Here is a 22,291-nt window from a genome sequence, read left to right on the forward strand (position 1 = left end):
TTAGTTTAATTTTAGGAAAACGCTTGCATCTTGTTTTACTAAGTGCTATACTGATATAGAAATTTATTGATTGGAGAATCATTATGAGAAAAACACCATCTCACACTGAGAAAAAAATGGTTTACAGCATCCGTTCCCTTAAGAATGGAACTGGTTCTGTTCTTATTGGCGCAAGCTTTGTCCTACTTGCCATGGCTACACCAACTATCTCAGCCAACGAAAATACTACAAGCAATAAGGGAACTAGCAATGAAACTACTACTGCTCTTGCCCAACCTCTTACTGATACAGCAGTTCACTCTGATAAGAAGGAAAGTGATATTTCTTCGCCTAAAAATGCAAACGCTTCCCTAGCGAAAACAGAAGAAAAACCTGCAACAGAGGTAACCACTCCTGCTGCAAGCCCTGCTGATTCAGCACCACAAACCGGACAAGATCGTTCAAGCGATCCAACTACTTCTACTACGACTGAAACTAAGGCAGAAGAGCCAATCGAAGACAATCACTTCCGTATCCACGTCAAAAAACTTCCTGAAGAAAACAAGGATGCTCAAGGACTATGGACTTGGGATGATGTTGAAAAACCTTCTGAAAACTGGCCTAACGGAGCCTTGTCCTTCAAGAATGCCAAAAAAGATGACTATGGCTACTACCTAGATGTCAAATTAAAGGGAGAACAAGCCAAGAAAATTAGCTTCCTCATCAATAATACAGCTGGAAAAAATCTGACCGGCGATAAATCGGTAGAAAAACTGTCACCAAAGATGAATGAGGCTTGGTTGGACCAAGATCACAAGGTTTTCTCTTACGAGCCACAACCTGCAGGAACTATTCGCGTCAACTACTACCGTACAGATGGCAACTATGACAAGAAATCTCTCTGGTACTGGGGAGATGTGAAAAATCCAAGTAGTGGTGAATGGCCTAACGGAACAGACTTTACGGCTACAGGTAAATACGGTCGCTATATCGATATTCCACTCAAAGATGCAGCTAAAGACCTTGGATTTTTATTACTAGACAGAAACAAACAAGGAGACGACGTGAAAATCCGTAAAGAAGATTATAAGTTCACAGATTTGAAAAATCATAGCCAAATTTTCCTAAAAGACGATGATGAATCGATTTACACAAATCCATACTATGTCCATGATATCCGTATGACAGGAGCCCAACACGTGGCTAAATCTCGTATCGAAAGCAGTTTTTCTACCCTCGTTGGAGCTAAGAAAGACGATATCCTCAAACACTCCAGCATCACTGATTACCAAGGGAATAAAGTAGCTATCACAGACGTGGAAGTGGATGAGGCAGGTAAAAAAGTGACCTACATCGGCAACTTCTCTGACACTCAACACCCGTACACTGTCAGTTACAATTCAGACCGATTTACCACACGTTCAAGCTGGCGCCTCAAGGATGAGTCCTACAGTTACGATGGTCCACTCGGCGCAACTCTAAAAGAAGATGGCAAGCGTGTTGACCTCACCCTCTGGTCTCCAAGTGCTGATAAGATTTCTGTCGTTGTCTACGACAAGAAAGATCCTGAAAAGGTAGTCGGAACTGTCGCCCTTGAAAAAGGAGAAAAAGGAACCTGGAAACAAACTCTGAATGAAAACTCTGGTCTCGGCATCAGCAACTACACTGGCTACTACTACCACTACCAAATCGAGCGCCAAGGTAAAACTGTTCTTGCACTCGATCCTTACGCTAAATCCCTCGCTGCTTGGAATAGTGACGATGCCAAGATTGACGATGCCCATAAAGTGGCTAAAGCTGCCTTTGTAGATCCAGCTAAATTAGGACCTCAAGACTTGACTTATGGTAAGATTCACAACTTCAAGACTCGTGAAGATGCCGTTATCTATGAAGCTCATGTGCGTGACTTCACTTCAGATTCCGCCATCGCAAAAGACCTGACCAAACCATTTGGTACCTTTGAAGCCTTCATTGAAAAATTAGACTACCTCAAAGACTTGGGTGTGACCCACATCCAGCTCCTTCCGGTCTTGTCTTACTACTTTGTCAATGAATTGAAGAACCATGAACGCTTGTCTGACTATGCTTCAAGCAACAGCAACTACAACTGGGGATATGATCCTCAAAACTACTTCTCCTTGACTGGTATGTACTCAAGCGATCCTAAGAATCCAGAAAAACGAATCGCAGAATTCAAAAACCTCATCAACGAGATCCACAAACGTGGCATGGGAGCTATCCTAGATGTCGTTTATAACCATACAGCCAAGGTCGATATCTTTGAAGATTTAGAGCCAAACTACTACCACTTTATGGATGCTGATGGGACACCTCGCACTAGCTTTGGTGGTGGACGTTTGGGAACAACCCATCATATGACCAAACGACTCTTAGTTGACTCTATCAAATATCTAGTTGATACCTACAAAGTCGATGGCTTCCGCTTCGATATGATGGGAGACCATGATGCAGCTTCTATAGAAGAAGCTTACAAGGCTGCACGCGCCCTCAATCCAAATCTAATTATGCTGGGTGAAGGTTGGAGAACTTATGCCGGTGATGAAAATATGCCTACTAAAGCTGCTGACCAAGATTGGATGAAACATACCGATACTGTTGCTGTCTTCTCAGATGACATCCGTAACAATCTCAAATCTGGTTATCCAAACGAAGGTCAACCTGCCTTTATCACAGGTGGCAAGCGTGATATCAACACCATCTTCAAAAATCTCACTGCTCAACCAACCAACTTTGAAGCTGACAGCCCTGGAGATGTCATCCAATACATCGCAGCCCATGATAACTTGACCCTCTTTGACATCATCGCCCAATCTATTAAAAAAGACCCAAGCAAGGCTGAAAACCATTCTGAAATCCACCGTCGTTTGCGACTTGGAAACCTCATGGTCTTGACAGCTCAAGGAACTCCATTTATCCACTCTGGTCAGGAATACGGACGTACCAAACAATTCCGTGACCCAGCCTACAAGACTCCAGTAGCGGAGGATAAGGTTCCAAACAAATCTCACTTGTTGCGTGATAAGGACGGCAATCCATTTGACTATCCTTACTTCATCCATGACTCTTACGATTCGAGTGATGCTATTAACAAGTTTGACTGGACTAAGGCTACAGATGGAAAAGCATATCCTGAAAATGTCAAGAGCCGTGACTATATGAAAGGGTTGATTGCCCTTCGTCAATATACAGATGCATTCCGACTTAAGAATCTCCAAGATATCAAAGACCGTGTCCACCTCATCACTGTTCCAGGCCAAAATGGTGTGGAAAAAGAGGATGTAGTGATTGGCTACCAAATCACTGCTCCAAACGGTGATATCTACGCAGTCTTTGTCAATGCGGATGAAAAAGCCCGCGAATTTAATTTGGGAACTGCCTTTGCCCACCTCAGAAATGCTGAAGTTTTGGCAGATGAAAACCAAGCAGGACCAGTCGGAATTGCCAACCCGAAAGGACTTGAATGGACTGAAAAAGGCTTAAAATTAAACGCCCTTACAGCTACTGTTCTTCGAGTCTCTCAAGGCGGTGCCATCGTTGCCCCAGCTGTGGAAGAAAAATCAGAATTTGACCTTTCTAGCTTAAAACAAGAACAAGGGCAAAATAACAGCCAAGACAATATGTCAAACCGAGTAGTCAAACCGGAACAGCAAACTCCAGCTCCACAAACTAAACCTGATTCTGCAAAACCAGATACAAAAGTAGCTGATGCAGAAAATAAACCTAACCAAGCTACAGCTAATTCACAAGCTGAACTACCAAATACAGGAACCAAAAATGATCACAAACTCCTGTTTGCAGGAATTAGTCTCCTTGCACTTCTAGGTCTCGGGTTCTTACTAAAAAACAAAAAAGAGAACTAAACTAGCCCTCCTATAGAACAATCCCCCAAGCCTTAATGCTCGGGGGATTGAGTTTTAATATTTATTTTCCTAATAAGCCTGATTAGGATTTTTATTAAGCCTCTTTCATGGCAAAATAAGCCCGTACTTTTGGAGCCACTTGCGTACCGAAGAGTTCAATAGCTCTTAGAACTTGATCATGAGGCATGGAGCCAAGTGGTAGATGGAGCATGAAGCGGTCCAAACCTAAGTCTTCAATCATGCGAATCATTTTTTCGGCCACCTGATCTGGATTGCCCACAAACATGGCACCATTTGGCCTAACTTGCTCCAAATATTGCTCATAACGCAATTCCTGCCAGTGCGAACGGTCTTTGGAAATAGCATCCACCACTTGCTTGGTCGGATGGAAATAATCTTTCACAGCCTGCTCGCCATCTTCAGCAATCCAACCCCAAGAATGGGCCCCAACCTTTAGTTCCTGACTGGCATAACCTGCTTCGCTCCCAATCTCACGATAAGCCTGAATCAACTTTTTAAAATAACGCGGATTGCCACCAATAATGGCATAGACAATCGGTAGGCCTGCCTGAGCAATCTTCACTGTTGATTCAACACGACCACCTGTCGCTATCCACAAGGGCAATTTGTCCTGAACCGGACGAGGATAAACTTCTTTGCCAGAGATCGTTTGGGTCAATCGACCTTGCCAGTCTAGCTTGGTCTTTTCATTGACTAACTGAAGCAAGTCTAATTTCTCATCAAAAAGGGCTTCGTAGTCTTTCAAATCATATCCAAACAAGGGAAAAGATTCCGTGAAAGAACCCCTTCCAACCATAATCTCCGCACGTCCATTTGACAAAGCATCGATAGTGGCATATTGTTGGAACAAACGAATCGGATCCATACTTGAGAGAATGCTGACCGCACTGGTCAAACGAATTTTCTTGGTATTGACTGCCCCAGCTGCCAAGATAATCTCTGGGGCTGATACCGCAAAATCCGCTCGATGGTGCTCACCAATCCCATACACATCCAAACCAATCTTGTCAGCCAGTTCAATCTCTGCCACCAACTGGCTAATACGTTCAGCATGACTGTAAGTTTGCCCAGTCCCTTCAAGCTCCGTTGTTTCTCCAAATGTTGAAATTCCCAATTCTACCACAGTGATTCTCCTTGTCTATTCCGGTCCTTCATTTTGAAAAATTATTCTAACACTAATCTTGAGTACAAGCAACCGATTTGCTCACAAGAAAAAGCCTAGATAACTAGACTTTTTTAGCTTATTCTACCGTTACTGATTTAGCAAGATTACGTGGTTTGTCCACATCAAGGCCACGGTGGAGTGTTGCAAAGTAAGCGACCAATTGTGTTGGTACGACCATTGAAATTGGCGAGAGGTAAGGGTGTACAGTCGTAAGAACGATATCATCTGTCTCTTTAGCAACATTTTCTTCTGCGATAGTGAGGACTTTGGCACCACGGGCTACCACTTCTTGGATATTTCCGCGAGTATGGTTAGCAAGGACTGGATCTGACAAGAGAGCCAAGACAGGCGTTCCTTCTTCAATCAAGGCAATAGTTCCGTGCTTGAGTTCTCCTGCCGCAAAGCCTTCACACTGGATGTAAGAAATCTCTTTGAGTTTAAGGCTTGCTTCCATAGCTACGTAGTAATCTTGACCACGCCCAATATAAAAGGCGTTGCGAGTTGTTTCAAGAAGCTCACGAACCTTAGCTTCAATGGTTTCTTTCTCTGAAAGAGTTGATTCGATAGACTGAGCTACGATTGACAACTCATGAACTAAATCAAATGCTTGCGCTTTGGCATTGCCATTTGCTTCTCCGACTGCTTTTGCAAGGAAGGCAAGGGCTGCAATTTGCGCTGTATAGGCTTTAGTTGACGCCACGGCAATTTCAGGACCTGCATGAAGAAGCATGGTATGGTTAGCTTCACGAGAAAGAGTTGAGCCTGGAACATTTGTCACTGTCAAGCTTGGGATTCCCATTTCATTAGCCTTGACCAAAACTTGACGACTATCCGCTGTTTCACCAGATTGGCTGATAAAGATGAAGAGTGGTTTCTTGCTGAGAAGTGGCATACCGTAGCCCCACTCAGATGAGATTCCAAGTTCAACTGGTGTATCTGTCAATTCTTCCAACATTTTCTTAGAAGCAAATCCTGCGTGGTAAGATGTTCCAGCTGCAAGGATGTAGATACGGTCTGCGTCTTGAACAGCCTGGATGATAGCTGGGTCTACGACAACTTGACCAGCCTCATCTGTGTAGGCTTGGATGAGTTTACGCATAACCGTTGGTTGCTCATCGATTTCCTTGAGCATGTAGTAAGGATAAGTTCCCTTACCGATATCTGACAAGTCAAGTTCAGCAGTATAGCTAGCACGTTCACGACTGTTACCATCATAGTCTTGAACTTCCACGCTATCAGCCTTGACGATTACCAACTCTTGGTCATGAATTTCCATGTATTGGTTGGTCTCACGAATCATAGCCATAGCATCTGAGCAGACCATGTTATATCCTTCCCCAAGACCAATCAAAAGTGGTGATTTATTTTTAGCTACGTAGATGACTTCAGGATCTTGTGAGTCAACCAAGGCAAAGGCATAAGAACCACGAATGATGTGAAGAGCTTTTTTGAAGGCTTCAAGAACTGACAAGCCATCTTCTTCCGCAAATTTTCCAATCAAGTGAACGGCGATTTCCGTATCTGTTTGCCCCTTGAAGTGGTGCCCAGCAAGGTATTCTTCCTTGATTTCAAGGTAGTTCTCAATCACCCCATTGTGCACCAAAACAAAACGTTCTGTCTCAGAGCGATGTGGATGAGCATTGTCTTCCGTTGGTTTTCCGTGAGTCGCCCAACGAGTATGTCCAATCCCAGTTGTTCCCTCAACACCAGCTGTCTTGGCAGACAATTCTGCGATACGGCCTACAGCCTTTACTAGGTGGTTTTCAGCACCACCTAGGACAAAAATTCCCGCAGAATCATAGCCACGGTATTCGAGCTTTTCAAGCCCTTGAATCAAAATATCAGTTGCATTTGTGTTTCCAACAACACCAACAATTCCACACATAGTATATACGACACAGACCAGCTGTGCTTTCTCCTTAAAATTGGTATAGTCTAATTCCTCTTTTATAGAATCAGCAAAAACAGTATATACTTGTTTCTTTCACTTGTCAAGAGTAAAAATTGGTATAGTTCAAATTACACTCCTGTAAGCAAAAGACTCTGACCAATTAGGATAATCAGTCAGAGTCTTTTTTAAAATCCATTATTGTCGCTTAATTCCTTGAACCAGTGCCCTGATTTTTTCAGACGACGTTCTTGCGTTCCCAAGTCTAATTCAACCAAACCATAGCGATTTTTATAGCTATTGAGCCATGACCAACAATCGATAAAGGTCCAAATCAAGTAGCCCTTACAATTGGCTCCATCTTCAATGGCACGGTGAAGTTCACGAAGATGACCTTTTACAAAGTCAATACGATAATCATCTTGAATCATTCCATCTTGACGGAATTTTTCTTCCCCCTCAACACCCATACCATTCTCTGTCAACATCCACTCAATATTGCCATAATTTTTCTTGATATTTTGGGCAATGTCATAAATCCCTTGCTCATAAATCTCCCAGCCACGGTGAGGATTGATTTTACGTCCAGGCATAACATAAGGCTCGTAAAAATGTTCTGGCAAAAGAGGACTCTCTGGATTCTTAGCAAATCGAGGCGCCATAATACGCAAAGGTTGATAGTAGTTGACACCGAGGAAGTCCACCGTATTATCACGAATGAGTTCCAACTCTTCCTCCGTAGTATCAGGTAAGAGGCCGTGTTCATACAAGATTTCTACCAATTCCTGTGGATAAGTCCCCAAAACAGACGGATCTAAGAAAGATTGGGCCTGAAAAAGGTCCGCAATACGAGCAGCCTTGACATCAGCAGGATGCTGGCTACGTGGATAAGCCGGTGTCAAGTTGAGGACAATCCCGATCTTGGAATTAGGCAAGAGTTCATGACATGCCTTGACTGCCCGACTGCTAGCCAATTGTGTATGATAGGCTACTTTAACGGCTGCCTCTGCATCCACCTTATGTGGATAATGAGCATCATAAAAATAGCCAAATTCTACAGGAACGATTGGTTCGTTAAAGGTAATCCACTGATCTACTAAATCTCCATAAGTCTCAAAACAAAAACGAGCATAGTCTTCATAGGCTGAGACAGTCGCCTTATTTTCCCAACCGTCACCATCTTCTTGAAGGGCAAAAGGAAGATCAAAATGATAGAGATTGACTAAAAGACGAATCCCTTTAGCCTTAATAGCTTCAAAAACCTTACGGTAAAAGTCTACACCCTGAGGATTGACCTCCCCACGCCCTTGTGGAAAAATCCGTGACCATTGAATAGAAGTCCGAAAGGCCGTGTGACCAGTTTCTAACAGTAGCTCAATATCCTGTTCCCAGTTTTCATAAAAGGTCGATGTCTTATCTGGACCAATTCCATTATAGTAGCGATTTGGCTCCACTTGGTACCAATAATCCCAGAGATTATCTCCTTTACCGTCACCAGCTACACGTCCTTCTGTCTGTGGTCCAGAAGTAGAGGATCCCCAGACAAAATCCTTTGGAAATCTTAGCATACATTTACCTCTTTATCTACTCATTTTTCCCATTATACAGAAAAAACAAGGTAAAAACTAGTTACATTTTTTCCTTGTTTTTCTTCTGATTATAGTTTTTATTTCTTACTGAGGATTTCAAGCGTTTCAAGTAAGTTATCTGCATGAACTTCGATGGTATCACCAGTCGCTTTAATCTTCACTTCTACGATGCCATCGGCTGCTTTCTTCCCAACAGTAATACGGATTGGCAATCCAATCAAGTCACTATCGCTGAATTTGACTCCGACACGTTCATTACGGTCGTCTGTCAAGACTTCGTAACCAGCTCCCATCAAGCTTGCTTCAAGTTTTTCTGTCAAGGCTTGTGCTTCTTCATCCTTGACATTGACAGTAATCAAGTGCACATCAAATGGTGCCAACTCTTTAGGGAAATTGATTCCCCAAGCATAACGGTATTCACCTTTTGGCGTTTTATTAACAAAGAGGCGAGCGTGTTGCTCCATCACTGCTGAAAGGAGACGGCTGACACCGATACCATATGAACCCATGATGATTGGCACAGCACGACCATTTTCATCCAGAACATCTGCTCCCATACTTGCTGAGTAACGAGTACCGAGCTTGAAGATGTGACCAATTTCGATACCACGGGCAAAGTTGAGAACGCCTTGTCCATCTGGAGAGATTTCTCCCTCACGCACTTCACGGATATCGACATACTCAGCAGTGAAATCACGACCTGGGTTGACACCAGTCAAGTGGTAACCATCTTCGTTAGCACCTACAACAGCATTGCGACTATCTTGCACCTTGCGGTCTGCGATAATCTTGACATTTTCTGGAAGATTAACTGGGCCAAGAGATCCAAAGTCCGCTCCCAACAATTCTTTCACTTCTGCCTCAGTTGCAGGTTCCAAGAAATCTGCTCCAAGGTAGTTTTTCAATTTGACTTCATTGAGCTGGTCATTGCCAACGAGTAGGGCAACAATTGGCTCCTCGTCTGCGATATAAACCAAGGTCTTGATTGTTTGCTCTTCAGAGACATTCAAGAAAGTAGCAACTTCATCAATCGATTTGACACCTGGTGTTTCCACACGAGCTACTTGATCTTCAGTCACAACACGGTTGCTTGGTTTGTAGGCGTTAGTTGCCATTTCCAAGTTAGCTGCATAGCTTGACTCACTTGAGTAGGCAATAGTATCTTCACCAGAAACCATCCATTTAAGCAATTCTGCCTTGATTTCTTCTTGCACTTCTGCAGGGATTTCATCAAACGACGCGACAGACTTATCTAACACTACCCAACGGTCAAGGTCTGTACGAGCAGGTGTGATGGCCATAAATTCTTGGCTATCCTTACCACCCATAGCTCCACCGTCACCAATAATGGCTTTGAAGTCCAAGCCACTACGAGTAAAGATACGCTCGTAAGCTGCCTTGTACTCATCATAGGTTACATCCAAGCTATCGTAGTTAGCGTGGAAGCTATAGCCGTCTTTCATGATAAATTCACGCGTACGAAGAAGTCCATTACGTGGACGTTTTTCATCACGGTACTTAGGTTGGATTTGATACAAGTTCAGTGGTAACTGCTTGTATGACTTGACAGAATCACGGACAATTGCTGTGAACGTTTCTTCGTGAGTCGGACCCAAGATAAAGTCTGATTTTTCGCGGTTTTTTAGTTTGTAAAGGTCTTCACCATAAGTTTCGTAACGACCTGATTCGCGCCACAATTCTGCACTAAGAAGGGCAGGAGCCAACATCTCAACTGCACCAATCTTATCAAATTCTTGACGCATGATATTTTTAGCTTTTTCAATCACACGATTGGCAAGTGGTAGGTAAGAATACACACCTGCTGAGACTTGGCGAACATAACCAGCTCGCAACATAAGAGCATGGCTGATAACTTGAGCATCGCTTGGCATTTCGCGAAGCGTTGGGATAAGCATTTTACTTTGTTTCATAATATTCCTCGATTATCTAAAAAAGAGTCGCATAATGTCATTCCAGGTCACAGCAATCATCAAGACAACCATGATGACTACTCCAGCCAAGGTGACATAAGTTTCAATTTCTTGTTTCAATGGTTTGCGGCGGATGGCTTCCAGGATATTGAGCACAATCTTACCACCATCCAGGGCTGGAATCGGAATAAGATTAAAAATCCCAATATTGATGGAAATCATTGCCAAGAAGTACAAGACATTCTCAATTCCATTTTTAGCAGCATCACTACTTGCCTTAAAGATGGCAACAGGTCCACCTAGCTTGTTCAAATCCGGTTGGAAAATCAGATTTTTCAGAGCTGATAAAATTCGGAGGGCCGAGTCAGCAGCAGTTGTAAAACCACCTACAAACATAGATACAAAATCTGACTTAATCCCCGGTTGAACACCTAGAAGGTAACGACCTTGACTTTCTTCTGGAGTAACAGTGACTTGTTTGTCACTCCCCTTTTCAGAAATAGTCACATCCAAAGTTGGGGCCGTCTTATCTTTGGTTTCTGATTCCACAGCCTGAATCAAACTTTCCCAGTTACTAACCTCATGTGAACCAATCTTGGTAATCTGTGCCGTTTCTGGTACTCCCACCTTAGCCAAGGCCCCTTGGGGCATGACATGGAACTGGTTGGTATCAACATCTCTGACACCACCCTGCATAAAGATTAAAATCCAAAAAACAACGACACCTAAGATAAAGTTGTTCATAGGGCCTGCAAAGTTGGTAATTAGTTTCCCCCAGATAGTCGCATTTTGATATTGAACATCTAAAGGTGCAATCCGAACCTCAGTACCATCTGCTTCCACAACCGTTGCATCGTGATCTACTGCAAATGTTTTTTCTTCTTCCAGAACCAAGCCCTTGATGAAAAGTTTATCTTCAAAATCAAACTGGGTCACCTGCATAGGAAGAGCTGTTTGATCCAATTTTTTACCTGAGAGATTGATGCGTTTAACTTTACCATCATCAGTAAGGGTCAAACTGACAGGAGTTCCTGTCTTGATTTCAGTTGTATCATCACCCCAACCGGCCATACGAACGTAGCCACCCAGAGGCAAGATTCGAATGGTATAAGCCGTTCCATCCTTGCCAATGTGAGCAAAGATTTTGGGTCCCATACCAATGGCAAATTCACGCACTAGAATCCCTGATTTCTTGGCAAAGTAGAAGTGCCCAAACTCGTGCACCACCACAATAATCCCGAAAACCAGAATAAAGGTTAAAATTCCGAGCATAGTATTTCCTCCGTCTTTTGATTAAAAGAGTCCAAATAAGTGCATGATTGGAAATACAAGCAACATACTATCGAAACGATCCAAAACACCACCATGTCCAGGGATAAATTTCCCAGAATCCTTGACACCAAAGTGACGCTTGATCGAACTTTCTAGTAAATCACCAAATTGTCCAGCAATGCTAAAGAAAATAGCAAAGACTGACATCTTGTAAATTCCATACGGAAGAGCAACTGTACTGTCAAACATCATAAAGATGATGGTTACTAAAATAGCACCTAAAATACCACCCAAGGCACCCTCAAAGGTTTTATTTGGAGAAACTGTCGGAGCTAGTTTTCGTTTACCATAGTTCATCCCAACAAGATAGGCACCACTGTCTGTAGCCCAGACGATACACAAGGCCAAGAGAGCCTTATCTAAACCTGCAACACGAGCATCTAGTAAAGCATTAAATCCAAAGCCCACGTAGAAACTCATAGCAAGCGGGAAAACAGCATCCTCAATCGTATAAGACTTGCTAAATACAGTCGTTCCTAACATGATTGAAATCAGAACACTATAGGCAACCACATTCCCATCAACTGGTAAAAAAGTCAGATAATTCTCCAAGGGAATGGTCAAGGCAAAGGTTGCAAAGAGGGTCAAGAGGCCCTCCATCGTCATAGTCTCTAGACCTCTCATCTTCAAAAGTTCATGCATGGCAAGCATGGCTATGATTCCAATTGCTATCTGAAGCAAGAGGCCCCCAATCATTAAAATCGGTAGGAAAATAGCCAGGGCAATCCCCGCAAACAAGGTTCTTTTCTGTAAATCCTGTGTCATATTACCTCCTAAACTCCTCCAAATCGGCGATGGCGACGATTGTAGGCAAGAATGGCTTCCTGCAAGGCTACCTCGTCAAAATCAGGCCACAAGGTGTCCGTAAAATAGAGCTCACTATAGGCTCCCTGCCATGGAAGGAAATTGCTCAAACGCAATTCTCCACTAGTACGGATAATCAAGTCTGGATCTCGTAACTCCTTAGGCAAATGCTGGGTAAAAAGATAATTACCAATCAATTCCTCTGTGATGTCACCTGGGTTGATTTTGGCATCTAACACATCCTGAGAAATCAACTTAAGAGCCTGTGTAATCTCAGCACGTCCACCATAGTTGAGGGCAAAATTAAGAATCAAACCTGTGTTGTTCTTAGTCAATTCCTCAGCCTTGGTCAGAGCTTCAAAGGTTTGCTTAGGCAGGCGGTCCGTTTCCCCAATCATTTGAATCTTAACATTATTCGCATGCAATTCCGGGACATAATTATCATAAAACTCTACTGGCAAGTTCATGATAAACTTGACTTCCTGATCTGGACGGGTCCAATTTTCCGTAGAAAAAGCATAAACTGTAATCACCTTGACGCCCCGTTTGTTGGCTGCCTTGGTCACAGTTTGCAATGCTTCCATGCCCGCCTTGTGTCCAAAGACTCGCGGTTGCATACGTTTTTTAGCCCAACGGCCATTGCCATCCATGATGATGCCGATATGAGCAGGAACCTGTGTCGGAACCTCTACCTCCACAGCCTTATCTTTCTTAAAAAATCCAAACATGATCTTATTCCTATTCAAAAATCTATCATTTCATTATACCATATTTCCCTATTTTCTTCTATCACTAAGCTATTTATTCTCAGGCACAAATCCCATTTCCCAAAAAAATAAGCCGCCTGATTTGGCGACTCTATTTTTATAGGGAGATTATTATGAAAAAGTTTTAGGAGTTTAAGTTAAGGTCTTCTTAACTTATGAACTTAGTATACACTTCCTAGCTTAAAGTTTCCTTAAGTATTTTTAAAAATCAAATTTTTCCATTTCTCCTGCCAATTTTTCTTGGATAGACGTATTTGGTAAAGTTCCATTCGGTCTTCATTCCCTAAAAAATGAGGAGTTGGTCGAACTTGAAAATTCAAAATGTCCTCCAAACCATAAGGTGCAAAGAGTTCCAAAGTGGATTCTTCATTCAAGTGTAGTCCAACAGCTGTACATCGTTCTGGATACTTACTCATAGCATCACGGGAACTAGTATAAGGAGCAGTATGAGAGCTATGTTGATGCATATAGACCTGATTTTTCAACTCCCATTGATACTGAGGAAAGTCCTCTCGTAGCTTTTTCTCTAGGGACAAGGTTTCCTCATAAGAAATATCTGGATCAAAGAAAATGACATCCACATCTGTTTCACAGTCAAAAGGTGATTTGTCTGACAAGAGATTCCAGATGAAATTTCTGACAGAACCTGCTGCCAACCACGAGTCTTTCAGACCAAGGTTTCGGATAATCGTCAGAATAGCCATCATATCCAGATTTTCTCTAAAAGCGTTTAGTATTTCTTGCTTATTTTTCACTGTATTCATAACCTAAATGCTCATATGCCTTAGCTGTTGCCACCCGTCCAGACCGCGTCCGCATGATAAAACCTTTTTGGATTAAGTAAGGTTCATACATGTCTTCGACAGTCTCGCGCTCTTCTGCGATATTGACAGAAAGAGTTCCTAAGCCGACAGGACCACCGCCGTACATCTCAATCATGGTGCGAAGGATTTTTTGATCCACATAGTCCAGACCTTCATGGTCAACATCCAGCATGGTCAAAGCCTTATCGGTAATAAGATCATCAATAGTCCCATTCCCCATTATCTGGGCAAAATCGCGCACGCGCTTGAGGAGACGATTGGCAATACGAGGGGTTCCACGGCTACGTAGAGCCAACTCAGATGCTGCCTCATGAGTAATTTCCATCTCAAAAATATCTGCCGTCCTCTCAACAATTTCCGTCAAATCAGCATGAGCATAATACTCCATATGACCTGTAATTCCAAAACGTGCCCGTAGCGGATTTGAGAGCATACCAGCCCGAGTCGTCGCACCAATCAATGTAAAAGGTGGTAACTCCAAATGAACACTGCGACTACCTTCACCAGCTCCAATCATGATATCAATGTAGAAGTCCTCCATGGCACTATAAAGCACCTCCTCCACCGACATGGGCAAGCGATGAATCTCATCAATAAAAAGGACATCACCAGGCTCTAAGTCATTCAAAATCGCTACCAGATCTCCGGCTTTTTCAATGACTGGACCAGAAGTTTGCTTGAGATTGACACCCAGTTCATTGGCAATAACAAAAGCCATGGTCGTTTTTCCCAAACCTGGAGGCCCGAATAAGAGCACATGATCCAGCGCTTCATCCCGCATTTTGGCAGCCTCGATAAAGATTTGGAGCTGGTCCTTGACCTTGTCCTGCCCAATATATTCACGTAAGTACTGAGGACGGAGCGTGCGTTCTACTAACTCCTCATCCCCCATTATCTCATTATCTAAAATTCTACTCATGGCTCTATTATATCAAAAAACCAAGCCACAAACAAAAAAGCCACCTGATTAGGTGACTCCCGAGTTTAGCACTTATGTGGTATAATATTCTACGGCACTGCTACACCGCCTACGAAAGGAGGTGAGATAGCCCATGATGGAATTAGTACTCAAAACTATCATCGGACCAATTGTGGTCGGTGTCGTTCTTCGGCTAGTCGATAAATGGCTAAACAAGGACAAATAGTGTCAAAAAAGACCCCAAGCTTATTTGGTCGTGAGCTTGGGGTCTTTTCTAGCCTATGATATAGAACTAGTACTCAATTCCTTTTTATTATCCCACAGTTCACGAATTTTGTCAAAGGTTTACATTCTCAGCTTCTCAAGTTTTAACCGATGTACAACAATATGATGACTCACTCCTCGACAACCAAGAACATTATTAAAGTAGTTCTAACCCTTCAATTCACAAACGCTTGCAATCAATTTGAGGTTGAAGTAACAACAAACCTATTTCTTAGTCATATTCGCTAAAAAGATCCCCGCCAATTCCCCGACCAAAATCCGAAAATATCGAAAAATGATTTTTAGAATAGTCCCCAAAAGCCTGAAATAGAGCCAAAAAACTCCACCTGATTGGGTGGAGTTAAGGGAGATTATTATGAAAAAGAAAAGTTTAGGATTTTATTAAATAAAGTTAGGAGGTCTTTATTTAATAACTATATGATACATGACGAAGCTTAAAACTAGCTTAACTTTTCTCATATTTTACTATTTTACAAAAAAATTCTATCACCATCACCTACCCACAAAAAAGTCACCTGATTGGGTGACTTCATTAGGAGATTATGATGAAAAAAAGTTTTAGGATTTCATTAAATAAAGTTAGGAGGTCTTTATTTAATGACTATATAATACTAGACCATCCTTAAACTTTGCTTAAGAAAAAACAAGTTTTGTTATTTTTCTCGATTCGTCCAAGTCATCCCTATACAATTATAGGTGGATAAGATTTCAAAGCCCATAGAACGATAGAAGCCAAAGGTTCTTTCTGTCTCTTCTGTCACCAGCTGGACTTGATAAGCATCTTTGTAATCCTCTAAAGCCTCTTTCATCAAGGCACTACCAATTCCTTGGCGCTGATAGCTAGGTAAAACGATTAAATCCTGAACCAATACTGATGAGAATCCATCTCCAACCAAACGAATCAAGCCCACCACAGCATCGCCATCAAGCGCCAGATAAATCACTAATGAATGAGATAAGGCCTGCTCCAGCATCTCTGGTTGATGGGTATAATTTGTCCAACCGACTGCCTGATAGAGATGCAAAACATCCTCTAGCTTGACAATTTCTTGCTTTTTAATAGTAATCATCTCAACACCTCTTAAAGCTCTCTCAAGCTCTTGTATTGCTATCCATTTTTATCAAAGTTTTCAGGACGCAACCATGTTTCCAAACGATCTTTGACTTTGGGCCAGTCCTTTCCTTATCAATCATAGACAACCAATCCGTATCTCTTGTACGCCCCTTATAAACGACTGCCTGGCGGAAGGTTCCTTCATAGACAAATCCCAAACGCTCCGCAGCTCGTCTGGATGGCAGGTTAAGAGCATCGCATTTCCACTCATAGCGACGATAGTTAAGCTCCTCAAAGACATAGCAAGCCAAGAGATACTGGGCTTCTGTCCCTATCCGTGTCCCCCTGAGCTCTGGAGAAAAAGTGACCGCCCCCACTTCTATCACTCGGTTATTCTGATCAATTCGCATGAGAGAAAATGTTCCCAAAGCCTTACCAGTTGCCTTGTCTATGATTGCATAGTAAAAACGATCCTTACGAGCTAACATCTGATTTAAAAGGGTAACCAGCTCCTCCATATCTGCCACTGGTTCCTGAAAGAGGTAGGTCCACATCTCCCGAGGCGTATCAGGGCCATAAACAGCTAATAAATCCTCCGCATGCTTCTCCACTGAAAGAGCTTCTATTCGAGCATAACGCCCTTCTAAGAAATTAATAGAAGGCAATTCACCTGGAGTATAACCTTCCATTGACTCACCAATCATCTGACCATATTCGTTTACTGGCATTTTTCTTCTCCTTGTTTTACGCTGAAAATACTATATCACAAATTGTTCTCTTTGGAAACTGGCACTGTCTTCAAACTTCATCCTCAACACTATATTAGTGACCCGTTTTCTGTCTTTTATCCTCTAAGGCTTGATTAATTCGTTGGGTGAGTTTGTGAGTTTGCCAGATTTGATACAACCATATCAATCCATAAATTAACAAGAAAAAGAACCAAAGCAAGGGACTCCACAAGGCTGAACCCCAACCAAAAAATAGAGAGGTCAATACTAAAATAGTAGCTGTCACTAATAAATGAACTCCTACACGTATACTAAAAGCAAGAAACTCTAGCTTTTCAAGTATTAAAGTCAATACCCCCATAATTCCACCCATTAAAAACAGAGCTAGAATATTTTTTATCATTGGTTCAGGATAGGTAATACCTGGATAAAACTGAGTCAACACCATCATACTCAAATAAAAGAAGGAAGCCGTACGCATTCCCGATACAAAATAATCAATTAATCGTTTCATGATTTTCTCCTATAAACCTAGATAATTCATTAAGGACTTAACGTATTTCCGACTCACACTAGATTTGATACCCCGAGTCATTTTAGCCATCATGTTCCCTGAAAAGCTATCCGATAATGACTCTAAATGGTCAATGTTTATAATTGAATGGCGTGATATCTGTATAAAGTTACGCCGATTAATCCGATTCTGAAAGTTTATCAATGTTTCCTTAGTTTTATAAATCCCATCTACCGTATAAATGGTTAACAAGTTCTTATCGATATCTGCTAGAATAAGATCCTCAATCTTCACCATTACCAGATGATCATCCGTTCGAATAGGAATGACCACCTGATTGGTCGTTGAAAATTGTTCTAAATACTCCATGACTTCCCTTGCTTGGTCGGTTAACTGAGCTGCCTGAATTACAATATGTGGGTCCTTTTCTGAAAACTCTGTCTTCATTTCAAAACGAATCTTCATTTTCTCTCCAATGTACTTTTATTTTCTCTTGCTAAATACTTTAACAAATAAAAGCCAAAGAAGAATAGCGACGAGACTGATAATAACCACTATAAAGTATGTCTCTTCCTTTGTCAATAGTTCTTGCCAGTTGATTTGGATTCCCATTTTTTCTTGAAATTCCTGTAACAATCTGCTATTTCCTGTAAATGCAGTCTCTAATGGTTCTTTCATTAAAATTTGTCTATAGAGAGAAGCAATATAAGTTGCAGGGGTACACTTCATGATAATCTGTGCAAAATCAGGTAATACTCCAATAGGGACATAAGTTCCTACTAAAAATCCAGAAGCAGTTCCCACTATAGTTGCCAGTTTGCCAAGGCTGTCTACAGATTGAAAACGGTAAATCAAGAGAATATTTATCAAACTTGAAAGCAGACTACTTAACAACATAATCAAAGCAATTTCCGGTAAATGACTGATAACTGGACTCTCTTTAAAATAAAGCCCCATAACAGCAAACATAAACACCTGCATGACAAAAGAGATGGCAATACTACTGATTAGATAGGACACCTGTAAACCCCAGCTACCTAAATCTGTCAAGAAGAGATCTTGATCCACTTGATTTTCACGATCCTGTACCATTTGTGTAAGAGCCGTAAAACTGGTTGTAATCCCAGTTACAGCCAAGGTCCCACCCATCAGCCAGTTATTTAAAAGGTTCGTATTATCAGGGAGTTGGGACCAAGCATCCGTCAAGTTCTTCTGCAAAAAAATGATATAAAGGAGGAAGGAAATCAATGCCCCCAATAATGAGAAAAATACTCCTGAACGATTACGAAAATATAAGATAAAATTCCGTTTCAATAAAGCTAACATTAGCGAACCTCTCTTCCTGTAAGTGCAATAAAGGCATCATCCATGGTACCTGGACGAAACTCAAAAGAATCAATTTCTTCTCGTACTTTTGCCAAATATTCAATAGCTTCCAGTAATGTCCTTGGATAAAAAAGATATTCCAACTCATTTTCTTCCTTTACTGTCATTTCAGTCTGTAGCAACTTTTCTAAATCCTTCATTTCCTTAAAACGAATTTTTAGAATATTAGATGCATACTGACTTTTAATAACCGTCGCAGAACCTTGCGCAATCACTTTCCCATGATCAACGATATAAATTTGATCCGCTTCATCCGCTTCATCTAGATAATGAGTCGTTAAGATAATAGTCATCCCTTCATCCTTTTGTAGTCGAGACAGTAAATCCCAAATGGCTTTGCGAGTCTGAATATCTAGACCTGTCGTTGGTTCATCTAAGAAAAGAATATCTGGCTGTGAAAGAAGAGCACGCGCAATATCAACCCTACGTTTTTGCCCACCTGACAAAGTCCCATATAGTTGCTTCTGGAAAGCAGTCAAACCCAGTTGATGGATCAAATCATCCACACGACTTGCTACAATCTCCTTATACTGTTGAGCACGAATCGTAAGATTTTCTCTAACCGTCAACATCTCATCCAGTACACTAGCTTGAAAAACAACTCCGATTTTCGTATTTGGCGCATATCGAATCTGACCTTTTGTAGGCTTTTTCAAACCGATTAACATGGAAATGGTGGTTGATTTTCCTGCACCATTTGGACCCAAAATAGCATTAAAACTCCCTTTTTCAAACTCTAACTGAATATCGTCAACAGCCATATGATCGCCGTAACGTTTAGTCAAATGTTTAGCTTGTAAAATCATATTTATTTCCTCCTCTTTACCTCATCAGTTTAACAAAAAGTATGAAAGAAAAATCGACTTTTGAGATAAGTGGTTAAAATGAGAAGTTAAGTGGTGAGATGATTAGGGTTAAGTTAAAGTAGAGAAGGCTACAGCCATTTTTCTCCTACCGAATTGCTAAATGAAGCTTAAAAACACTCACAAGAACACATTATATTTTTAAATATGCGCTATAAAAGAGATGTTTTATCGCATCTGGCCGAAAAATTCAAGAATCGGTAGTATTATTCTCGACAAATCAAACAATAAAAAATTAACTAGAAATCATGACACACAATCCCTTCTATCAAAATGAAACTGCTGAATATGATATGATTGAATTTGAAGCAAGTAAGTATTGTCCTGAATTTGAAACTTCCATTAGCCAAATTTTTGACGACAAGTAAATCTATTAGGAAATAATAGATGAAAAGAATTTTCAATACAAGCAAAAAACAGCTCTTTTTATCCGAGAAGAGCTGTTCTATTTTATGAAAGAGAAAGTCACTAGTAACTCTTGTAGTTCTCTCTACGTTTTTACTGTTTGAGTTCAAATTTCTCTTGTTTGAACAATTGCTTTTGTAGACTGGACTACCAACTAGAACTGTGTTTTTATCTTAGTTGGGACTATTATAGTACGGTTCAGCACTATCTACAAATTTTTCAGATATGTATCAAAATAATTTATCGTGGCAAACCATGAGTCCACACTTTCTTTCATTAATAAGCGCCAATCTTTTCGATAACGATGATTCGGTTGATAAGCAACCGTCAACATATGCCCTGTTTCATGGTATTTTTTAAACAAAATGGATTCCCCTTTATAGTGTGAAATGATATCATCTATCGCGGATGATGCATTCCATATTTCATCAACATCGCTTCCTAGTAATAATAAAGGAGAGGAAATTTTACTCACATCAATCTGAGCCCTACTATCTTCAGGAATATGTTTTCCAAAAAACTTGTTTAACAAATAATTTCCTAGTTGAAATTTTTGATACGGAAGTTCCTTTTGCAAATATGTCCAAGAAGATGAATGAGAGTTGAGTTTTCCCTTTATTCCCTCAAATATTACATTTGAGGGGGAATTGAGTACCAAACATTGCACATCTTCCAAAATACTTTGTCCAGCCAGAACAAGCTCTGCTCCTTTAGAACGACCATATATTCCTATTTTTGTATTATCAACTTGAGGATGATGATATAGAAAATCTTTCGCCTCCTCCAGACATTCTATTGGAATTCGTTCTAAATTTTGGGGTAATCCCTCTAAACCAAAATAAGCTATCGCAAGACAAATATAACCTCTTGAAGATAAAAGTTGGGCAATATTCTGAGCTTTTTCAATTCTTCCCTCACTACCGCTAACAATAATCACGGCTGGCGCCCTTCTTAACTTTTCATCATAAAATAATCGACCTTGAAAATGCTTATCATAGATATCTTGATATCTTACTCCTAGATTCATATAACGCCTTACGAAACTTTGCTCCGCGACCACATCTTTCCCCAGCTTGATTTTAATTTCAACACCAAAACAATCTCGTAATGGAATTCTATCAAGAGAACTCGGTAATCTCCTTTTCCTATTCTTCAACGGTTTCGCATTAAAGAATAATCCCATTTCTGAAACTCCTTTATAAGATCCCGAAATAGATGCTGTCTGAGAGGTATCAATCATACCGTCCTGATCAGATAAAAAAATTGCGGTTGATTTCCATATAACATCATGATCTAAAAGCAAGGGAGCATTTATACAGTAATAATCAGACAGGTACATTTCTACACAATACATTGCCCTTGGTTCTAAACCATTAATAGCAATATAAAAAGATTCATCCGCTAAATCTGTTTGTGAAATCAGTTCTATGTTTACAGTCATGTCTTCTCCTTTTTGTTAATTTACTTAACAATTATATTTGAAATTTACCGTGACTTTTACCACGGTAATTCTCCCCACACCTTTTCAATATCATCCATCAATTTCACAACTGTTTTAAGTTCCACCTCGCTATAGTTGTTTAAAACTGAAAAGATTGATTTTTCAATATATTCTTGTTGCTCCTTATGGATTTTAAAAATTTCGATGCCTTTTTCAGATAATCTCAAATATTTATTTTTTCCATTATTCGGATCAAAATCAAAAACAACTAAATTTTTTTGAATCAATCTCCTAATACTTTGAGTTATTGCACTTCTTGAAACTTCTAATAATTCAGATAATTTTACTAGATTTAAGGGCTGATTTTCCCCAATCACAACAATCAAATGTACCTCATTCAAAGTAATGGATTTGTCAACACCACTTTTATGTTGATTTTTTTTTAACTGGTCAAACGCTAAAATAAATCTATTGAAACGATTATTAAATGCAATAAATTCTTTTTTATCCATAAT

18 protein-coding genes and 1 pseudogene are annotated in these 22,291 nt (G+C 40.7%); 2 read left to right on the forward strand and 17 right to left on the reverse strand.

Features of this window, described 5'->3' with window-relative positions:
• Positions 1–83: 83 nt before the first annotated feature.
• Positions 84–3,860, forward strand: coding sequence for a pullulanase (locus tag EII37_RS03365; protein WP_124787589.1), 3,777 nt, complete (start codon positions 84–86; stop codon positions 3,858–3,860).
• Between the two features lie 94 nt (positions 3,861–3,954).
• On the opposite strand, the gene EII37_RS03370 is transcribed toward EII37_RS03365, so the two are convergent.
• The 9 genes from EII37_RS03370 to ruvB all read right to left on the reverse strand — a co-directional run bounded on the left by EII37_RS03370 (position 3,955) and on the right by ruvB (position 15,100).
• Positions 3,955–5,004, reverse strand: a complete 1,050-nt coding sequence (locus tag EII37_RS03370; RefSeq protein ID WP_124787590.1) for an LLM class flavin-dependent oxidoreductase — start codon at positions 5,002–5,004, stop codon at positions 3,955–3,957.
• 118 nt (positions 5,005–5,122) lie between these two features.
• Complete coding sequence (glmS, locus tag EII37_RS03375) at positions 5,123–6,931, reverse strand: glutamine--fructose-6-phosphate transaminase (isomerizing) (protein WP_084927954.1); 1,809 nt, start codon at positions 6,929–6,931, stop codon at positions 5,123–5,125.
• A gap of 191 nt (positions 6,932–7,122) precedes the next feature.
• Positions 7,123–8,502 (reverse strand): 6-phospho-beta-glucosidase, encoded by a 1,380-nt coding sequence (gene bglA / locus EII37_RS03380; protein ID WP_084927955.1) that lies wholly within the window; start codon positions 8,500–8,502, stop codon positions 7,123–7,125.
• 98 nt (positions 8,503–8,600) lie between these two features.
• Complete coding sequence (locus EII37_RS03385; protein ID WP_124787591.1) at positions 8,601–10,454, reverse strand: proline--tRNA ligase; 1,854 nt, start codon at positions 10,452–10,454, stop codon at positions 8,601–8,603.
• 12 nt (positions 10,455–10,466) lie between these two features.
• Positions 10,467–11,726 (reverse strand): RIP metalloprotease RseP, encoded by a 1,260-nt coding sequence (rseP, locus tag EII37_RS03390; protein ID WP_045605089.1) that lies wholly within the window; start codon positions 11,724–11,726, stop codon positions 10,467–10,469.
• A gap of 21 nt (positions 11,727–11,747) precedes the next feature.
• A complete protein-coding gene (locus tag EII37_RS03395; RefSeq protein WP_049540615.1) occupies positions 11,748–12,551 on the reverse strand; it encodes a phosphatidate cytidylyltransferase in 804 nt (267 codons plus the stop codon).
• 8 nt (positions 12,552–12,559) lie between these two features.
• Positions 12,560–13,318, reverse strand: coding sequence for an isoprenyl transferase (locus EII37_RS03400; RefSeq protein ID WP_049540614.1), 759 nt, complete (start codon positions 13,316–13,318; stop codon positions 12,560–12,562).
• Positions 13,319–13,548: 230 nt separating this feature from the next.
• Positions 13,549–14,121: a nucleotidyltransferase family protein gene (locus tag EII37_RS03405; RefSeq protein WP_124787592.1), complete on the reverse strand. Its 573-nt coding sequence runs from the start codon at positions 14,119–14,121 to the stop codon at positions 13,549–13,551.
• Positions 14,102–15,100 (reverse strand): Holliday junction branch migration DNA helicase RuvB, encoded by a 999-nt coding sequence (gene ruvB / locus EII37_RS03410; protein ID WP_080982914.1) that lies wholly within the window; start codon positions 15,098–15,100, stop codon positions 14,102–14,104. The genes EII37_RS03405 and ruvB overlap by 20 nt, the downstream gene beginning before the upstream one ends.
• Before the next feature lie 133 nt (positions 15,101–15,233).
• Between ruvB and EII37_RS03415 the strand changes: the two genes are divergently transcribed.
• Positions 15,234–15,326 carry a type I toxin-antitoxin system Fst family toxin gene (locus tag EII37_RS03415; RefSeq protein WP_000970382.1) on the forward strand — a complete coding sequence of 31 codons (93 nt, stop codon included), beginning with the start codon at positions 15,234–15,236 and terminating at the stop codon, positions 15,324–15,326.
• Between the two features lie 712 nt (positions 15,327–16,038).
• Here the strand turns inward: EII37_RS03415 and EII37_RS03420 are convergent.
• The 8 genes and pseudogenes from EII37_RS03420 to EII37_RS03460 all read right to left on the reverse strand — a co-directional run bounded on the left by EII37_RS03420 (position 16,039) and on the right by EII37_RS03460 (position 22,288).
• Positions 16,039–16,455 (reverse strand): GNAT family N-acetyltransferase, encoded by a 417-nt coding sequence (locus tag EII37_RS03420; RefSeq protein WP_049540612.1) that lies wholly within the window; start codon positions 16,453–16,455, stop codon positions 16,039–16,041.
• A 38-nt stretch (positions 16,456–16,493) separates the two neighbouring features.
• A pseudogene (locus tag EII37_RS03425) lies at positions 16,494–17,167 on the reverse strand (GNAT family N-acetyltransferase).
• Between the two features lie 94 nt (positions 17,168–17,261).
• Positions 17,262–17,681 (reverse strand): DUF3021 domain-containing protein, encoded by a 420-nt coding sequence (locus tag EII37_RS03430; RefSeq protein ID WP_000825504.1) that lies wholly within the window; start codon positions 17,679–17,681, stop codon positions 17,262–17,264.
• Positions 17,682–17,690: 9 nt separating this feature from the next.
• Positions 17,691–18,146, reverse strand: coding sequence for a LytTR family DNA-binding domain-containing protein (locus tag EII37_RS03435; protein WP_000701943.1), 456 nt, complete (start codon positions 18,144–18,146; stop codon positions 17,691–17,693).
• Between the two features lie 18 nt (positions 18,147–18,164).
• On the reverse strand, positions 18,165–19,007 hold the full coding sequence (locus EII37_RS03440; protein ID WP_049540609.1) for an ABC transporter permease: 843 nt from the start codon (positions 19,005–19,007) through the stop codon (positions 18,165–18,167).
• Entirely contained in the window at positions 19,007–19,873 is an 867-nt protein-coding gene (locus EII37_RS03445; protein WP_049540607.1) for an ABC transporter ATP-binding protein, read from the reverse strand. The genes EII37_RS03440 and EII37_RS03445 overlap by 1 nt, the downstream gene beginning before the upstream one ends.
• 670 nt (positions 19,874–20,543) lie before the next feature.
• Entirely contained in the window at positions 20,544–21,776 is a 1,233-nt protein-coding gene (locus EII37_RS03455) for an acyl-CoA thioesterase/BAAT N-terminal domain-containing protein (RefSeq protein WP_124787593.1), read from the reverse strand.
• A gap of 56 nt (positions 21,777–21,832) precedes the next feature.
• Positions 21,833–22,288: a MarR family transcriptional regulator gene (locus EII37_RS03460; protein ID WP_124787594.1), complete on the reverse strand. Its 456-nt coding sequence runs from the start codon at positions 22,286–22,288 to the stop codon at positions 21,833–21,835.
• Between the last annotated feature and the right edge of the window lie 3 nt (positions 22,289–22,291).

It is taken from the genome of Streptococcus sp. OH4692_COT-348 (assembly GCF_003859975.1).
In the GTDB taxonomy this organism is placed as follows: domain Bacteria; phylum Bacillota; class Bacilli; order Lactobacillales; family Streptococcaceae; genus Streptococcus.